General features: G+C 32.7%; 10 protein-coding genes. 5 read left to right on the top strand and 5 right to left on the bottom strand.

What is annotated here, in order from left to right:
* Window positions 1-543: 543 nt before the first annotated feature.
* The 5 genes from V9L05_RS02375 to mnmE all read left to right on the top strand — a co-directional run bounded on the left by V9L05_RS02375 (window position 544) and on the right by mnmE (window position 8083).
* The gene (locus tag V9L05_RS02375) at window positions 544-2634 is read left to right on the top strand and encodes an endonuclease (RefSeq protein ID WP_338814240.1); all 2091 of its coding nucleotides are present in this window, start codon (window positions 544-546) and stop codon (window positions 2632-2634) included.
* Window positions 2635-2820: 186 nt separating this feature from the next.
* On the top strand, window positions 2821-3363 hold the full coding sequence (locus V9L05_RS02370; protein WP_338814239.1) for a hypothetical protein: 543 nt from the start codon (window positions 2821-2823) through the stop codon (window positions 3361-3363).
* 55 nt (window positions 3364-3418) lie between these two features.
* A complete protein-coding gene (locus tag V9L05_RS02365) occupies window positions 3419-4645 on the top strand; it encodes a hypothetical protein (RefSeq protein WP_338790535.1) in 1227 nt (408 codons plus the stop codon).
* 217 nt (window positions 4646-4862) lie between these two features.
* On the top strand, window positions 4863-6098 hold the full coding sequence (locus V9L05_RS02360) for an AAA family ATPase (RefSeq protein WP_338790536.1): 1236 nt from the start codon (window positions 4863-4865) through the stop codon (window positions 6096-6098).
* Window positions 6099-6649: 551 nt separating this feature from the next.
* Entirely contained in the window at window positions 6650-8083 is a 1434-nt protein-coding gene (gene mnmE, locus V9L05_RS02355; RefSeq protein ID WP_338814238.1) for a tRNA uridine-5-carboxymethylaminomethyl(34) synthesis GTPase MnmE, read from the top strand.
* Between the two features lie 77 nt (window positions 8084-8160).
* On the opposite strand, the gene V9L05_RS02350 is transcribed toward mnmE, so the two are convergent.
* The 5 genes from V9L05_RS02350 to V9L05_RS02330 form a co-directional block, all read right to left on the bottom strand.
* The gene (locus tag V9L05_RS02350) at window positions 8161-9201 is read right to left on the bottom strand and encodes an endonuclease/exonuclease/phosphatase family protein (RefSeq protein ID WP_338814237.1); all 1041 of its coding nucleotides are present in this window, start codon (window positions 9199-9201) and stop codon (window positions 8161-8163) included.
* Between the two features lie 250 nt (window positions 9202-9451).
* Window positions 9452-10330 (bottom strand): hypothetical protein, encoded by an 879-nt coding sequence (locus V9L05_RS02345; protein WP_338814236.1) that lies wholly within the window; start codon window positions 10328-10330, stop codon window positions 9452-9454.
* 12 nt (window positions 10331-10342) lie between these two features.
* Window positions 10343-11275: a tetratricopeptide repeat protein gene (locus tag V9L05_RS02340; protein WP_338814235.1), complete on the bottom strand. Its 933-nt coding sequence runs from the start codon at window positions 11273-11275 to the stop codon at window positions 10343-10345.
* Between the two features lie 63 nt (window positions 11276-11338).
* On the bottom strand, window positions 11339-11485 hold the full coding sequence (locus tag V9L05_RS02335; RefSeq protein WP_338814234.1) for a hypothetical protein: 147 nt from the start codon (window positions 11483-11485) through the stop codon (window positions 11339-11341).
* 149 nt (window positions 11486-11634) lie between these two features.
* Window positions 11635-18003 carry an FG-GAP-like repeat-containing protein gene (locus V9L05_RS02330; protein WP_338814233.1) on the bottom strand — a complete coding sequence of 2123 codons (6369 nt, stop codon included), beginning with the start codon at window positions 18001-18003 and terminating at the stop codon, window positions 11635-11637.
* Between the last annotated feature and the right edge of the window lie 358 nt (window positions 18004-18361).

Genomic DNA, 18361 nt, shown 5'->3' with positions numbered 1-18361 from the left:
ATTGCTTGTAGAGATACAAATATTATCAAAGTAGAGTTGATTTTAGGGCAAAATTAATGAATATGAATTCTGAATTAATTAAAAAACACAAAATTAAATAGTTGTTAATGTTAAAATCGCTTTACTATTATGTTGTTTTTTATCAAAATTGAAAAATAATAATATGCGATTTAATTAACAATTTGTTCACACAAAATTCAGTAATTATTTTCTATACTAATTAAAAAAAAAGTTACTTGAAGTCTTTTGAGTGTATTTTAAGCTATTTTTTACTTTACAAAGTTCGCATTAACTTCTTAGTAATCAACCCTTTTACTATGAACAAATTAATAACAAAACTTTACGAATTTATCTCATACCTCTAATAAAATATTCAAATTCTTACATAAAAATCACTTTACTATCTTAACTGTTTTTTGATTGCAAGCGCAAAGCAAAGGGACTAGTTTTGGGAATATTAGAATTACAAAAAACATTTTCATAATTCTTATATCCCTTTTACTATAAAAATTTATTTACAAAGTTCCCTTTCCCTTTTCAAAAATGACTAAGAATTTACACTTTCAATTTATCTCTGTTTTATTAATTTTTATTGGCTTTACTTTTTCTGTACAAGCACAAACACCACCTCCTTCTAATCTATCTGGTTCTGCTTTAAGAACTTGGTACAAACAAAATTATCATGATGGAAAACACAATACTTTAGGCTATTCTACAGCAAGAAGATATATGTACAACAATATTGATAATAAAAATAACTCAATTACCTGTGTTTATTCAGGTTTTGTACAGCCTTGGACGTATGGAGGAACAGGCACAAACCCAATGCCTATCAACTGTGAACATACAGTGCCTCAAAGTTTCTTTGGAAAAGCTGAACCAATGGTTTCAGATATTCATCATTTGTTTCCTACTTATGTAGATTGGAATGGTACACGCTCAAATTATCCGTTTGCAGAAATAAATGATTCTCAAACTGAAAAATGGATGTATAATTCTTCACAACAAACTTCTGTTCCCAACTCAAATATCAATGCGTATAGCGAATATGCAAATCAAACATTTGAGCCTCGTGAAGACCAAAAAGGAAATACTGCTCGTGCAATTTTCTATTTTTATACCATGTATCCAACACAAGCAGGTTCAATGAGTCAAGTTGCAGATATTAATGTTTTGTATCAATGGCATTTGTCTGACCCAGTTGATGCTGCTGAAATAGACAGAAATAATAAAATCGAACAATATCAAGGCGACCGTAATCCATATATTGATTATCCTCAAACAGTAGCAATTGCTTGGAATTTATCTGGTGGTGGAACAGGTGGAGGAGACACAGGTGGAGATACTGGAGGTGGAACGCCACCAACAGGTTCAGAACTGTTTATCTCTGAATATATTGAAGGTTCTTCTAACAATAAAGGTTTAGAAATCTATAATCCAACTTCTTCTTCGGTTAGTCTTTCTTCTTATTCTATTCAAAAACAATCAAATGGTTCTGGAAGCTGGGGTTCTCAACTTTCATTAAGTGGTAGTTTGGCAGCAGGTCAGACGTATGTAATCGTTTATTCTTCGGCTTCTTCGACACTTAAAGCAAAAGCTAATTTAGTGACTTCTTCCAGTGCAGTTACTTTTAATGGAAATGATGCTGTTGCACTCTTTAAAAATAATTCTTTGATTGATGGTGTTGGTGTTTTTAATAGTTCGGCTACTTTTGGAGCAAATGTTACTTTGGTTCGAAAACCTACTGTAACAACTGGAAATACAACTTACACGACTTCTGAATGGACTTCATATTCACAAGATACATTTACTCATACAGGAAATCATACTATGAGTGGTGGTTCAACTGGAGGAGGAGATACAGGAGGTGGAAATACTTCTGCTCCAACAGGTTATTGTTCATCAAAAGGAAATAGTGTTGCCGATGAATGGATTCAACGAGTAGTTTTTGGTTCAATCAATAATACCTCGGGTTCGAATGGTGGGTACAGAGATTATACAAATCTTAGCACAACAGTAAGCAAAGGTAGTAGTCAAACAATTACTATTTATCCTGCTTGGTCTGGAACAATTTATAATGAGGCTTATACAGTCTTTATTGACTGGAATAGAGATGGCGATTTTAATGATAGCAATGAAACAGTTTATTCTCGTTCGGCTGGAAATGCTTCTTCTGTAAGTGGTACAATTAGCGTTCCTTCAACGGCTTCAACTGGAACTACTCGTATGCGTGTTGCGATGAAATACAATGCAAATTCTTCTTCTTGTGAAACATTTAGTTATGGCGAAGTAGAAGATTATCATATCCATGTTACAGGAACGGCAAAAATTTCTGCTGGTAATAATAATGATAAAAAAAATGAAGAAACGACAATTCAAAATACAGTAAATGAATTTAAAATCTTCCCAAATCCGACTACTCAAGACGCAAAACTTCAAGTATCAGTTATTGAATCTCAAGATGTAGTTGTTCGTATATTTAATACGCAAGGAAAAGAAGTTTCATTTCAAACTATTTTTGTAAATGGAAATGAAGAAATTACTTTACCTACCAATCGTTTGAAAACAGGACTTTATATTGTAGAAATTACAGGAAAAGATTTTCGTTTCACAAATAGAGTGGTTAAAAATTAAGTAATAGCAATTAATTTTAGTGGATTATAAACGCCTTACTTTTTTGAAGTGAGGCGTTTTTCTTGTGCTATTATTTTTATTGAAATTTTTTTTTCAAAAAATAAGGTTTGAATTTCTGCTAACAGTCTCTTATCTTGCCTTATTATTTTAGATCTATTTCATACAACAAATTTTAATTTCTTTTTTGTGGGTCAGCGTACTACTATTATTACTATTTTGAGTGTTTTTGGGCTTACACTCTTTCTTATTTTTCTTTTTTTGATACAAAAAGCTGCTTGGCAACAAGAAAATGAGGCTTTAAATTCAGAATTAGATAGCCTTAGAACCAGTAGTCAAAATTTGGCTTTGGAGTTTGAGGAAAAAGTAGAACAAAGACGCATTTCAGATTCACTGATGCACCGAAAAGTATACGATAATTATTTTGATGCCTACGATGCTCAAAATTTTAGATTGTATGCACTCTATAAAGATTCGGAAAGAAGATATGGTTCTTCGTCTAATTTGGCTCGTGCTTTTAATATTGAAAATTCGGAATCTATAAAAAGTAGTTCTGTTTTGGGTGAAATGTGGTATATTGTTCCTATCAAGGGCGTGCATTTTGTAGAAAAAAAACAAACTTGGACAAGCATTGCCAAAAAATATTATCACAATTTAAACGATTCTAGCCTACTCAAAACGTTTAATAAGGAACTGAAGCCCAATCGTTTTGTAATTGTGCCTTTTAATTAACTAAATAGAGTTTTGAGACTGTTTATACGTAATTTTTAATTTTTAATTGGTTCTAATGGATACGATTTATACCGATAATCAAATTATTTTTATCTCTTCTCTTGTTCCTGCTTATGCAGTTATTGGAGTAGGTTTTTTTTGTGTCTTTATAGGACTTATATTTTTTAGGAAAATATATAAAAAAATACGTTTTTTTTGGTTGATTTTTGGTCTTACTTTAATGGCTTTAGGAGTAATGGATTTGAAAGTGGGCAAAACAAAGAAAGTAATAATAGACAAAGAACAGTCAGCACTCATAGTTTTGGAACGCAAATATTTTGGTGAAGAAGTCAAGACATCAATTCCTTTCGATAACTTTAGTCATATTGAAGTGATGCGTGATTGGACAATCCGACAAGGAAAACTATTTTCTAGAGAAGAACTTACGCTCAGTATTTCGCTAGTCCGTTGGGGATTGCAACCCATTGAATTAGGAATTTATAGTGAAAAAACGGTTTTGAAAGATTTAGTGAACAAGCTTCGAACAACTGTTTCCTTTCCTGTCCATTTGGTTAGCAATCCAGAAGATAAAAGTTATGCAAATTTTTCTAGGCAGTTTCTCAATGCTGATAATGTCGAAATTGCTTATGCATACCCACTCATGGAAATCTCTTTATTGCCAGATTCTGTGCAAATAACAGAGCCTACTTATGATCTTCCACGTCCTATAAATATCAGTATTGTTAGACAAGGAAACGATGATATGGCTATTTGGAACAACACCTATAATGTCTTTTGGATTGCTTTGGTAGGTATTCTGACTTTTGGAGGTTTATTTTTATTACAAAATTGGGTACTTCCCAAAAAAGGATTTGGAATTGCCTTTGCTCTTTTTTACTCCTCTTTTATAATTGCTGGTGTTGTTTGGATAGGTTTTGTTTTGTCAGCCTCATTTAGTAAAACACAGATTGAGTTTAGGGAAAGCAATATTTCATATTCTACTCGTCTTTTTGGGATAAAAGCCTTCGAACAAATAACGCCTAAAGCAGATATCAATGAGCTTTTGCCTATCATGAATTCAGTCAATCCAACTGATGGACAACTAACCATGGTGACAGCACAAGGTTTGGTTTTGATAATGAGTAATATTGTTGAACCTATAGATGCTGTAAATACACTTTTCAAAAAAGCACAAGGCGCACCCATGGATTACCGTATCTTGATTGATATAGAATCATTAACAATGGGAGAACGATTACTATTAGAAAAAGAAATGAGAAGATACTTGACAGGAGAAAAATAATATATTCACCTATAATTTCAAAATCCATTAGAATATCAGTTTTTAGAAATTAGATTGAATCAGTTTTAGATGAAAAACAGTTTTTTTTACATTTGCAAAATTTAGTTTATATTTGTCTTTGATAGATTATTAATTTTAATGTTCAGAGATACAGAAAAGTGATTGTATTAGCATTTGCTTGAACTCATTATTTATTTACTATTTATTTTGATAGATTATGGAAAGAATACACATCAAGAATTTTAAACAGATTAAAGAAGCAGACCTTTATTTGCGTAAGTTTAATGTCATTGTAGGCGAACATACTTGTGGGAAAAGTACACTTATGAAAGTAGCTTATTTTATGCATCACTTACAAGACGAAATTATAAACGAAGTTTCTGCTAATGCACCACAGATTTTTAGACACAATTTCTTTGGACGTATGAAACAAGCTGTCCGAATTGCTTTTGTTCATCATTTTGGTTCTACAAGACACTTAGCAGATTTTACAATTGATTATTATACACCTTCTGGCGAGTTAGTTTGTTTTTATATCAATGATAATAATGATTTAGATTTATTTTTTGTAGATGATTTTGGAGATAAAATATTAGATAACTCTTTTGCTGCTGTTGAAGAATTAGTAGAACTCAAAAATAAAGGTTTAGATAGCACTTCGACAGAATGGCAAGAAGTTTTAGATGCGCTCAGAGCTAGATTAAATATTGTTTTTGGAGATAATACACAAGAACTTTATATTCCAAATAATAGAAGTGTTTGGTTTGCTATCGGAAATCGTGTTCAAACGCTTTTTGATGAAATGGAACAAACACTTAAAAGCAAAGGATTTTTACGTTTCGATTCCGAACACGAACTTTTTCATTTGCGTTTTGTACAGCATATCAAAAATAATGTACTTCCTGTTTTTAAAAGAAATGCAACGCTAAAAGATGTATTTTTTGATGTTATGAAATTTAGTACAGATGCAAATCTGACAATAGATTCGACAAGCACACAAATTGCTCAGCTTCTTCAAGGAACATATCAGACAGATACTTTTGGAGAAAAAATATTTTATGAGCTTCCTGAAAAATACGTATATCTTCAAAACGCTTCAACGCATCAACAAGAACTTATCCGTATGATTCAAGATTTGTTTTTGGCTGCTCTTCGTCAGAAACCTGTTTTGCGCTTTATCGAACACCCTGAAGCACAAGTACGAACAGATTTACATGAAACTCTTACTGAGTTTTTGGTTTGGTTTGCTACTTCTCATCCTGAAAATCAACTTGTTTTCTCTACACATTCTTCTCAAATGGTAGATACACTCAACAAAATTGTAGGAAAAGGAAAACTTCTCAAAAGTGAAGATGTAAATGTTTTGACATTAGATGATGGAAATCTAGTTACACTTTCGAACCAAGAAACTGGAAAAGTAGAAGATACTTTGACAGAAAAATATTTAGTATAAGTGTAGAAGATCAAGGCTTTCTTATAAAAACAGAAAAATGCCGTTGTTGGTGTTTTAGCGATAGCGACACCAACAACCACAAAATCCTTTTAAAATAGTTTTGAAAGGATTTTTAGTTTTTATGGAACACAGATTTTACGGATTATACAAGATTAATAAACATTATCACGGTTAATTTAGTAATGTTCATTTTTCCATAGCGACAGGTTTGCAAACCTGTCGCTATGGAAAAATAAGAGTGTTTTGTTTTTTTATAACTAATTGATTATTAGACCTGTAAATAACCGTGATAACGTTTAATACAGATTTTTTTAATATTATCAACAAGCTTTTGTTGGAATTTTAGCTTACATTTTTAGTTATCTATAAAAACAGGGTTAAAACCCTGTCCAATTTATAATTCATAGCCTATTTTTGAAAATACATCTTTATAAAAAACACAAAAGGTTGTTTTTTAATTGAACGGGGTTTCGCCCCTGTTTAGTAATGTGAATTTATTCATTTTACATTCCCTAACATAACGATACCAACAAATATTTCTACTTCTATTTATGAAATTCACTGATTTTTCTGATACTATTATTGCTCTTTCTACACCTGCTGGACGTGGTGCAATTGCGCTTGTTCGTCTTTCTGGGGCTGATGCTATTTTGCATACACAGACATTTTTTAAGGGTAAAAATTTAGTAGAACAAAAAACGCATACCGTTCATTTTGGAACAATTAGAAATCCTGAAAATGAAATTTTGGATGAGGTAGTAGTAACTATTTTTAAAGCTCCTAATTCGTTTACGAAAGAAAATGTAGTCGAAATTTCTTGTCATGGTTCTCCTTTTATTGTTAAACGAATTGTTCAGAATTTTTTAGATAATTCGCCTGTTCGTTATGCAAAAGCAGGAGAGTTTACACAAAGAGCTTTTTTGAATGGTCGTTTTGATTTGGCACAAGCTGAAGCTGTCGCTGATTTGATTGCAGCAGATTCGGCAGCATCACATAAAGTAGCTATTTCTCAACTTCGTGGTGGTTTTTCTTCTCAAATAAAAGAACTTCGCCAGCAACTTCTTGATTTTGTTTCTTTGATAGAGTTAGAATTAGATTTTGGCGAAGAAGATGTAGAGTTTGCCGAGCGTGAAAAATTGACAGCCTTAGTAAAAACAATTCAAACAGTTATAGAACAGCTTTTAAGTTCGTTTGAGCTTGGAAATGCTATCAAAAATGGAGTTCCGACTGTTATAGCAGGAAAGCCAAATGCAGGAAAATCTACTCTTTTAAATGCTCTCTTGAATGAAGAAAAGGCTATCGTTTCAGAAATTGCAGGAACGACAAGAGATTTTATAGAAGATGAAATAAGTATTGAAGGAATTGCTTTTCGTTTTATAGACACAGCAGGTTTGCGCTACACAGACGATAAAGTAGAATCAATTGGAGTAGAGCGAGCAAGAAAAAAAATGAGTGAGGCATCGCTAATTTTGTATGTAATTGATTTGTCTGAATTGTTTAATGGAAATATTACAAAAGAAGAGTTTTTTACAGAAATAAAGGAAATTGAGCAGCTGAATATCAATACACTTTTTGTTTTGAATAAAGCTGATTTTTGGTCTAAAATTGAACAAGAAAACAACTTTGAGTGGTACAACAAACTCAAGGAATGGATAGAAAAATCAGCTACTATTTTCACACAAGCCAACAATACAACAGACAAAGAAGATATTGAAAAGCTAAAAACAAAAATTTTGGAAGTCATTCAAGCTGATAGTTTCCATGCAGGCGATACGCTCGTTACCAATACACGCCATTACGAAAGTCTGAAAGGAGCAAGTTTTGCATTAGAAGATGTTTTGAATGCCTTAGAAATGGGTTTCTCAGGCGATTTGCTTTCTTTAGATTTGCGAACAGCCTTAGAACATCTAGGAGCAATTACTGGCGAAGTTTCAAACGATGAAATTTTAGGAAATATATTTGGTAAGTTCTGTATAGGAAAGTAAGAGCATGAAAAAAACGATTTGAGAAAAGTATAAATTCTCAAATCGCTTTTTAGAATATAGAACATGATTAGCAAATCTTATTCAATAAGAAACTTTCCATAAAGAGGAAAATGGTCGGAGTCAAAACTTTCTAATCGTTCAAACTCTACAACTGAAATTTTTTCAGTAACATAAAAATGGTCTAAAGGCCATCTCAAAAAATAAGAAGTTGCATCAAAAGTATTATATAATCCTCTACCAATTCTGACATCTTTCAGTTTTGTGTTATCTTTTCCAAACAAACGTTCTGTTCTGCCCCAAGCCAAATCATTAAGATCTCCTCCTACTAACGACGGATAGTTATCTTTCTCTACTAAATCTGCTATTCTAAGCAATTCTTTTTCTTCTTTCTTATTCTCCTCTATCATTTTCATTTCTCCTACATTATCAGGGTATTTGTCGCTTGGCATAGGAGCTACTGGATGTACTCCATAAAACTTAAAAACTTTTCCTGATGGCAGTGTTACAAGTGCATGAAAAGAAGGAACTTTAGAAAGATTCAAATATTTTATTTCAGAATCTTTCAATGGAAATTTTGAATAAAGAGCCATTCCATAGGCATTATCTAATGGTATCTTCATCGTATGAGGGTATTCTTTTTCTAAACTTTGTAGTTCTTTTACCCACCAATCATCTACTTCCATAGCCAATATCATATCTGGGTCTGCTTTTTCTATTATTTCTAAAAACTTAGAAGAGTTTTTGTTAGTAATAAGGACATTTCCCAAAAGTATTCCTACTGTATTTTTTTCATCAACAGATATAGTTTCTACACTTGGAACTTCCTTAGACCACAATAGATAGGGAGCCATTACACTAAGTTGAATCAAAACTGCTGAAATAAGTCCTGTAAGTAAAAGAATAGTAGGTTTGTTCCAACGAAGTTTTATAATAACGAAATAGATAAGTATGATAATAGATAAAATAAACTGTATCATTCTAGGAAAGTCCAATACCTTTAAATACCACCTTGGAATATCATAGATTAAAGATAAAATGCTAGAAATAATAATGAGTACGCTAAGCACAATAGCTATGTAAAATGCTCCTTTTCTGAGGTTACTGTATGTTTTGTTCATATTTTCTGTAAAGAAGATTAAAAAATAAAGGCAAATTGGAATGAAACCAAGTATCTCTAAAAAAACTTTTTTACAAAAAATAGTGAATAGGTAAAAAGTAATTTAGATTCTGAAGTTTGCCCTATAAAGTCATAAAACATACACACTACCCATAATGTTGTTGATTTTATTTTTTACAAAAAAAATGACTTGAGAAAAATATAACTTCTCAAGTCGTTTATATTTATTATTACTATTTATCGTTCTCTTTTTATTTTGGTAATAATGTAAATTTTGTTTTTTTGTTGGCATTCATTACTCCTTTTGCTTCTAAAGACATAATTCCATTATACGAAATCCATCTTCCCTTATCTATCGAAAATTCAGCAATTGCTTGATGATTAAATCTCATCATTGTATCTTTTTTTCCATCACTTTCAAAAAAACTAGGAGAATTAAAAATGCCATTTACATATTCTTCTACGTTATATTTTAGCACTGCAATCCTTTCTCCATCTATCATTTTTATATCTACTAAAGTAACTTCGTTTATCTTATAAGCACTATCACACTCAAAATTTTGATCATTGGTAATAAAATTTACATCAAGTTTCCAGGTATCTCCTATACTTACAGGTTTATTGGGCAATTCAAATAAAACAGAGATTAAATTCTTTTGTCGGCTTTGAAGCCAAAAACTATGAATTTCTCCTGTTTCAAGTACAGAGCCACGTAATACAACACCTTTATTCATCGCACTCATCATTCTAAGAATAGTCTTTGTTCCTCTGATCGTATCATTTTCAATTTCTGAATCAGATTCTCTATTATACATTTTCATCTGAATGTCTATAACTCCTTTTTGTTTTTTATGTAAAGTTGTGATATAATCCATATCAGCTACTACCTTATTTAATTGATTAAATAATTTTTGTGATTCTGAGAATCCTTCTTTCTTATTAGAAGAAAGAGAATTGAAAAGACTTCCAAAATCCATTTCCATATAAGAACTATCCATTTCTTTCATAGCTGTCTTATAACTGAGTTCTTCATTTTCTTGAATTTTCCATCTCAAATCAACACTTTCTTTGTCTTGAGCAAAAGCTGTAATTGTTATGAGAGTAAGTAATACTATTAAGATATTTTTCATTTTTCTTAAAGTTTAATTGCAGTATTTAATTAATAATTGATTGACTTCTTTTCCATAATTTTTTTCAAAATTTAATGATTTGGCTTTATTCAAATATTCACACCCCTTCTCCATATCTTTTTCATCAATGGCAATTATTGCAAGGTTACGATATGCGTATGAGTTAGTAGGCTTGATAGCTAAGGATTTACTAATAATCTCTTTTGCTTCTTCACTATTGCCCATATTATGCTTATTCAACCCATAATTATTTAAAAATAAAGCATCTTTACCATCATAAATTACTTGAAAAACTGAATCAGCTTCTTCATATTTTTTCAACATAGAATAGCAATAAGCCAAATTCATTTCATTCTGAGCTTTTGGATTTAATGCTTTCACTTTTATCAAATCTTTCAATGCACATTCAAAATCTTGTGAAGCAAAACATACCTCAAGTCTTTTCTGATAATACCACCAATTATTAGTTTCGATTTCGATAGCTTTATCAAAGTTATTTTTAGCTTCTTCAAATTTGCTTTGGCTATAAAGAAGTTGTCCTTTATTAAAATAACCACTTGCCATTTGAGCAAACTCTTTAATTGCTCTATCATAATAGAAATGAGCACTATCAACTTGTTTTAAAGAAACATAACAATTAGCAAGATTTACTAATGCCATACCTAGTTCTGGTGCATCTGTAGTTGCAATTTCTAAAAAAAGTGGTTTTGCTTGTAAAATATCTTTCATCTCTGCATAGGTATTAGCGATCCAAAATTTTACTGCTATAGAAGGATTTTTCTTATACTCTTTCTGAAACTTCTTTAATGCTTTGTCATACTCTTTGTTAGCAAAATAGCTTTGACCTTCTTGCATAGTTTTGCTTGCCTGTTGTGCTTTAGCCGAAAAAGCAAATAAACAGATAAACAGTAACAACATATAGAAAACGAAATTATATTTTTTCATTTTATGAAATAGAGTTTGATAGGTTTTGACTTCATTATAAAAAACAAAAATACTATTTAAATTCTACTTTCCATTTTTTAATAAATGAAAACACCTTTTTAACCTGTAAGAATATCTATTTGAAACTGAACCAAGCGTTTTGAAATCCTTTTTAATGAGTTCTATCAAATCCTCTTCAAACTCTTTATTTTCAATATAAGCACAATTCATTTTCACAATTTCAACTATTTTTCATAGCTAACGATATATAATCAGAGTAAATTTAATCAAAAGGAAAATATAGAGAAAATGTCTACAAAAAAACCTTCACTCAAAGAGCAAAGGTTTTGTATAACTACTTTATATTTAAAACAAACCATCTATTGAATAATAATTGATTTTGAATAGGTAGCACCATTTTGATTGAAGTGAATGAGATACATTCCTTTCGGTTGATTGGTAAGATTTATCTTCAACTCATTTTTTCCTTTTTGAAATTTTTGAGAGCTTACTTTTCTACCAATTCCATCAAAAACAGTTACTTGTGTATCTGCTACTAAAGCAGTTTCAAAACGTACATTCACTATTCCTGTACTCGGATTTGGATAAACACTGAATGTATCTTGTTCAAACTCATTTTGATTTGCTTTTACTTTTGTTGCAATTCTAGTAGCAGGAGTAGCACAGAAGGATACTTTGTAACTCCCTGCATTTCCATTTGGTGTATAAATAGCTATATCAGCAATCAATTCTTCACTTGCATCTATACTTTGTTGTGTTATTTCTACATTGTTATGGAAATATTTTATTACACTGGCTACTCTCTCTACACGTAATTTATCTCCTACTTGATAGTCAATAATTACCCCAGAAGAAGGCGTATATCCTGCAATTGCCTTTCCATTTGCAAGTACATACCATCTGTATTTAATAGAACTGAAATAAGGAGTTGTATTCTGAGTCGTTAATCCAAACATATAAGATATATTTTGAGCCACTGTATTTTCTACAAATCCGTCTTGATTTGCAGCCAAGGTATTGGTTGTATGTACTCCTGCATCCCAAGCAGTAGTGCCTGTGGTTTTGTTTACTGTTGCCCCACTTGTTGTTACATCTGCTTCCACTACAAAACTAACAGGGTAACTTAGAACCACATTTTTTGTAATACTACTAAATGCTCCACTTGCTGTAACTGTATAATATCCAGCAGGTTGGTTGCTCAGTGTATTTGTTGTACTTAGAGTGGTATTGGCATCATTTTTCCATACATAGGTAGTAGCAAACGTTCCTCCTGTCACTGTAGCAGTAGCTGAGCCAGTAGAAACTCCACAATCCAATAAAGGAGCTGAAATACTTAGATCTAAAGCACAATTGATAAATAAAACTTTAGGAAGTGTGGTATTTGCTGTGTATAAACCAGCATCTACGACTAAATCCTGTGTTGTTACACCTGTGCTAGTATAAAATACAGAGCCATTTTTACTATATTCTATAGTTGTTCCTACTCGTTCAATTTTGAATCCATCTCCTGTTTGATAGCTTCCAAAATCCCCTTTATTACCTCCTTTTTCAACTACATATACTTTTCCACTAGAAGTAGTGTAGATCGCATATTCTATAGAATTAAATGCAGTTCCATTCTCTTTTTTGGACAGTCCAATCAAAGAAGAAGTAGTTGCATTATCTACATTGAATACAATTCCACCATTTCCGATTACTTTCTGAGTAGAGTTTGCATTAGTGTTCCATCCTGTTGTGCTTGTATGGTCTAATTGTCCATTTGCATTTAGGGCTAGATTTGTTAGGTTTGTCCACGTTAGAGGTGCGCCAATGAGATAAGAAGCGTTATAGGTGATTCCATCTTTGGTCAATTCTAATTGGTAAGTTCCTGCACTAAGTCCAGTAATATTTGCTGTATTAGCTCCGTTTGACCATACATAAGTTGCACCTGTTGCTGTAATATCAATAGTACCAGCAGTTCCTCCAGTTCCACAGTCGATTCCTGTAACGGCTGCTGTATAAGTTTGACTTCCACCTGTTGCTCCACAAAATGAAACTTGTACTTCTCCTGTACTGCCTGAATTAATAGCTACATCAGCGACTAATGTTTCAGTAGCATTAATAGTATATTGGTGTACTACAGTTCCATTTTTATAGAATTTCATTTGACTTCCTTCTCTTGCTACTGTAAATACATCTCCTTTTTGGTAGGCTACTGCTGTACCAGGATTTTTATTATAGCTTGGAACTGCATTAGAGTTTCCTACAAAGTACCACGCATAATCAATAGAAGTATAAGAGGCAGCTGTATTTGGTTTTGCTAAACCTATCATATAAGAACTTGTATTGCTGGTGATAGTATTACTTACCCAACCATTGGCAGTAGCAGCTAATTGTTGTGTCGAAGCAGAGTTTGCTCCACTTGTCCAGCCTGTAGCATTTGTTTTTGTAAGAACATTACCTGCACTACTTACGTTTGCTTGGTTCTCAAAATCTACTTCATATCCGATAGCTACGTATTTTGTACGAGTTCCATACACACCTGTTGCTGTTACTGAATAAATGCCTGTGTTTTTATTTGAAATACTTGCTGTATTTTCTCCACTAGACCAAGCATAAGTAGTAGCAAGTGCTTCACCAAGTAGAGTTGCTGTTGCAGCACCAGCCCCATCGGTAGGACAAGTATTAGAAGTAAATGAGGTAATTTCTAAAGCAATAGGACAACTTGTAAACTGAACTTGAGGAATACGTCCATTGGGTGTGTACATAGTGGCATCAGCAATTAAATCACCTGCTGCAACGCCCCCAACTGTTCTAAATGGAGTGCCATTTTTAGAATATACAAAGGTTGTTCCTGTACGCTCTATTCTGAAAATATCGCCATTTTGATAGGTACCAAAAGTACCTCCAACACCATATACAACACCATTTTCATAAACCACGATACTTCCAGCATTTGTAAGATAAATAGCATAACGAATACTAGCATATCCGACAGCTCCTTTGTAGTAAGAGAGTCCGATCATATAGTTATAAGCATCTTTTTCTTCTGCTGTAAAGGCAATTCCTCCATTAGCAATTATTTTTTCTTCAGAAAAGGCTTTGCTTGTCCAGCCAGTTGTAGCTGTAGATTTAGTAAGTCTTTTATCTACTAGAGTAAACTCAGTGAAATCTGTCCACGTTAAATCATAGCCTACTTCATAAGTAGCTGTATAATCTGTTCCTCCATCAGTAATAGTAACTTCATACTCCCCTGCTGAAAGTCCAGTACGGTTTTGAGTAGTAACTCCACCATCTGACCAAGCATACGTTTGGCTACCACTAAACTCAGAAACATCTAAATCAATTGCTCCTGTACTTCCTCCTGAACAACTTATGCTTGTAATAGTGGCAGCAAGTAATGGAAGTGTAAGGGTAGTTCCTGCTTCTCCAGTACCAGTTGTTTCAAATGTATTTGTTCCTGCACAATCATTGTAAGCATAAACTCTAAAGAAATATTGTGTACTAGGGTCTAATCCTGTAACTACAATGTTAGGGTTAGTAGAAGTACCTGCATAAATAACCTGCTCTCCTGCATCATTCCAACTCAAATCTGCTGTTGGGAGAGAAGCTGCATTAGTAGGAGCTGTAAAGCTATTTGTACTATTTATTTTAATGACATAACCTGTTGCTCCTCCTGCTGGTGCATCATAACTTACAACATCTAATGTACTAACTGTAGGATTATTTCCTGCTAATAAAGTAGAGACTTGCCCTGTGGGAGCTGAACAAGCAGAAAGCGTAGTAAAACTAATTTGATTTCCATAAGAAGTTCCTTCACTATTAATAGCATACGAACGAACAAAAACAGTAGTAGCAGAAGGTAATCCTGTTATATTTTGATTAAAAACTCCTGTTCCTGTTCCTATTTGTACTTTATTGTTTGAAGTAGTAGGTGTTGTACTTGTTCCCCAAACAATTCCTCTGTCTGTTACTGTTGCACCTCCATCATTGGTTACATTTCCTCCTAAATCGGCTGTGGTAGCTGTTACGTTGGCTTGGACTGTGGTGGTTACTGTGGGAGGAGTAAAAGCTGCAAATTCTAAATTGTCAATTCCTACATAACTTATACTTCCTGTAGTTTGAAATTCTAGTTCATCAATAGCGAAGCCTGCATAGATGTCCATATTAATAAATGTAAAACCTTCATTTATAGATTGTTGGTCATTAAGTTCAGCAGATAAAATGGTTCTTGTAAATTGAGTTACACCATTATTCTTTCCTCGCACAATAACAGTTCCGTTAGTTCCATTGACAACACAAGTTTCTGAAGGAAATAACCAAAAACTTTGTGTGTAAAATACACTACTTCCTCCAATTAATAAGCTGGCTGTTAAGTTACCTGTTGAATTACAATTTGCTACATTATCAAAAAGTTTATCACTTCCTCCAATTCCAAAACCAGCAAATTCAGTTATTCTGAATGTATTTGATGTAAATGAAAAATTTTGGTTTGTGGCAGCATTCGTAAATGTTAAGTCATTATTTGTAAAAGATTCGAAGGTTTCAGTTGTGGAAGTAGCTGTTGATGGATAAACTCCTATCACTATACTAGAAACTCCTGATGATACCGTTCCATCATTTGTATTTATGGCAATCGTATGTTGTCCTATTGATGAGGAAGGATTAAAACTAGCTCCATTGAGTGCAGCATTAATATTTACCAAAGAACCACTTAGGGTTAAACTTGCTGTATTATTACCTGAAACAGTCAGTCCAGATGTAGTAGATAAAGAAAATACTCCTCCTCCTGTTACATCAATAGTAACAGTTTGGGTATTTCCTTCTCCATCTGAAATACTAATTAGATTACTATTGCCACTATTAAATGTAATAGAAGTCGCACTGTTAGTAGATAAATCTGTATCTTGTAATGTAATGCTAGGTGCTGTGTTAGGAGCAAGTGTCGTAAAACTAATCTGATTTCCATACGAAGTTCCTTCGCTATTGATTGCATAAGCACGAACGAAAATAGTAGTAGCAGAAGGCAAGCCTGTTATATTTTGATTGAAAACCCCTGTTCCAGTTCCTATTTGTACTTTATTATTTGAAGTAGTAGGTGTTGTACTTGTTCCCCAAACTATTCCTCTTTCTGTTACTGTTGCACCTCCATCATTAGTTACATTTCCTCCTAAATCGGCTGTGGTAGCTGTTACGTTGGCTTGAGCTGTTGTGGTTACTGTAGGGGGATTATTTACAAGTATAGCCCGAAAATTCAAAGTGGTTGGTTGATTTCTTAAAGAAACTGTAATTTCACTTTCAGTGTCTATTACAGCACCTGCATCTATATGAATATACAAATCTATACCAGTAGGTAGATTACTTGCAGGATTAATGGTAAGTTGAGTTGCCCCTAATAATGTAGTAGAAGTAATATCAATAGCTTCAACAACACTATTGTCATTTACTCTTCTAATTTCTATATTTCCAGTACCTAAAGTTACTGTTTCATTAAAGTTGAGTACCAAATCTGCATTTTCTGGAAAGTCTGTTGCTCCGTCGGTAGGTGTGCTTGAAGATAGAGCTGGGGGAGAGTTAGTATTTTGAAAAATAGCAGCTTGACCATCCGTTCCTTTTACGGGGTCATAAACATCTATATCCCAATCACCATCGTAATCAAATGTAAGAAATTCAGTAGCATTAGCTATGCTTAGACTGATAGTTGTTCCTGTTTGTTCACTAAAACTCCCTCCTCCATCATTTCTAATTAAATGCCAAGTAGATGCTCCAGTATTAACAGCTAAAAAATCCATATCTCCATCAACATCATAGTCTATGGGAAAACTTGTACGAAAATCACCAAGCTCAAATAAAGTATTTGAAAAATTAAGAGGAGATGTTCCTCCTGCTGTGAGTTCTGTAAAAGTTCCCCCACCATCATTACGAAAAATAGCAGCTTGACCATCTGTTCCTTTTACAGGGTCATAAATATCTGTATCTCCATCACCATCGTAATCAAATGTAAGAAATTCAGTAGCATTGGCTATGCTTAGACTGATAGTTGTTCCTGTTTGTTCACTAAAGCTCCCTCCTCCGTCGTTCCTAATTAAATGCCAAGTAGATGCTCCAGTATTAACAGCTAAAAAATCCATATCTCCATCAACATCATAGTCTATGGGAAAACTTGTACGAAAATCACCAAGCTCAAATAAAGTATTTGAAAAATTAAGAGGAGATGTTCCTCCTGCTGTGAGTTGTGTAAAAGTTCCCCCACCATCATTACGAAAAATAGCAGCTTGACCATCTGTTCCTTTTACAGGGTCATAAATATCCGTATCTCCATCACCATCGTAATCAAATGTAAGAAATTCAGTAGCATTAGCTATGCTTAGACTGATGGTTGTTCCTGTTTGTTCACTAAAGCTTCCACCTCCGTCGTTCCTAATTAAATGCCAAGTAGATGCTCCAGTATTAACAACTAAAAAATCCATGTCTCCATCAACATCATAGTCTATGGGAAAACTTGTACGAAAATCACCAAGCTCAAATAAAGTATTTGAAAAATTAAGAGGAGATGTTCCTCCTGCTGTGAGTTCTGTATATTGAGCTTGAATACTTTGAGTAAAGAAAATAAAGCAAGAAATAAATAGAATAAATTTGTATACTAGATTCTTTTTAATCTTTTCCTTTTCGGGTAAATAATAACTTGCAATGCTAAAAATTACTTTTTGCTTTGCTTTTACAGCTTCAAAAAATAAAGGTTGTTTCATGATATTTAAAGAGGTTTTATGTGAAAGAAACTAAAAAAAAATATTTGTATGAACAAAGAGGGTGCTTAATTCTCCTGTATTCCAAATTGTTTCTAGTAATTTTGTGTTAGAATAAGTAAAAGTGCAAAATTCCAAAAACTTGTAGTAATCTTATTAGTTTCATATTTAAAAATAGGATTTATAAGTGATAGAAAATGAATTGCTTAGTTGCCATGGTTAAGAAGCTAACAACTGTTTATAATTTAAGTAAAAAAAAGTGTTTTTCTAATTTTTTTTACTATCAATTCAACATAAAATCAATATTTCTTTTTTTAGTGATAAAAAAACTTTTTTTTAAAATATGAAAGTAAAATTTCAG

This window comes from Bernardetia sp. Wsw4-3y2 (assembly GCF_037126295.1).
GTDB lineage: Bacteria > Bacteroidota > Bacteroidia > Cytophagales > Bernardetiaceae > Bernardetia.
The sequence above is the reverse complement of the archived record's forward strand: the minus strand, read 5'-3'. Positions and strand labels throughout refer to the sequence as shown.

Bases quoted from the DNA above. Each gene is read 5' to 3' on its own strand.
- V9L05_RS02330 (WP_338814233.1), bottom strand. From the start codon at position 18,003: ATGAAACAACCTTTATTTTTTGAAGCTGTAAAAGCAAAGCAAAAAGTA.
- V9L05_RS02375 (WP_338814240.1), top strand. From the start codon at position 544: ATGACTAAGAATTTACACTTTCAATTTATCTCTGTTTTATTAATTTTT.
- V9L05_RS02350 (WP_338814237.1), bottom strand. From the start codon at position 9,201: ATGAACAAAACATACAGTAACCTCAGAAAAGGAGCATTTTACATAGCT.
- V9L05_RS02345 (WP_338814236.1), bottom strand. From the start codon at position 10,330: ATGAAAAATATCTTAATAGTATTACTTACTCTCATAACAATTACAGCT.
- V9L05_RS02335 (WP_338814234.1), bottom strand. From the start codon at position 11,485: ATGAATTGTGCTTATATTGAAAATAAAGAGTTTGAAGAGGATTTGATA.
- V9L05_RS02340 (WP_338814235.1), bottom strand. From the start codon at position 11,275: ATGAAAAAATATAATTTCGTTTTCTATATGTTGTTACTGTTTATCTGT.
- V9L05_RS02360 (WP_338790536.1), top strand. From the start codon at position 4,863: ATGGAAAGAATACACATCAAGAATTTTAAACAGATTAAAGAAGCAGAC.
- V9L05_RS02365 (WP_338790535.1), top strand. From the start codon at position 3,419: ATGGATACGATTTATACCGATAATCAAATTATTTTTATCTCTTCTCTT.
- mnmE (WP_338814238.1), top strand. From the start codon at position 6,650: ATGAAATTCACTGATTTTTCTGATACTATTATTGCTCTTTCTACACCT.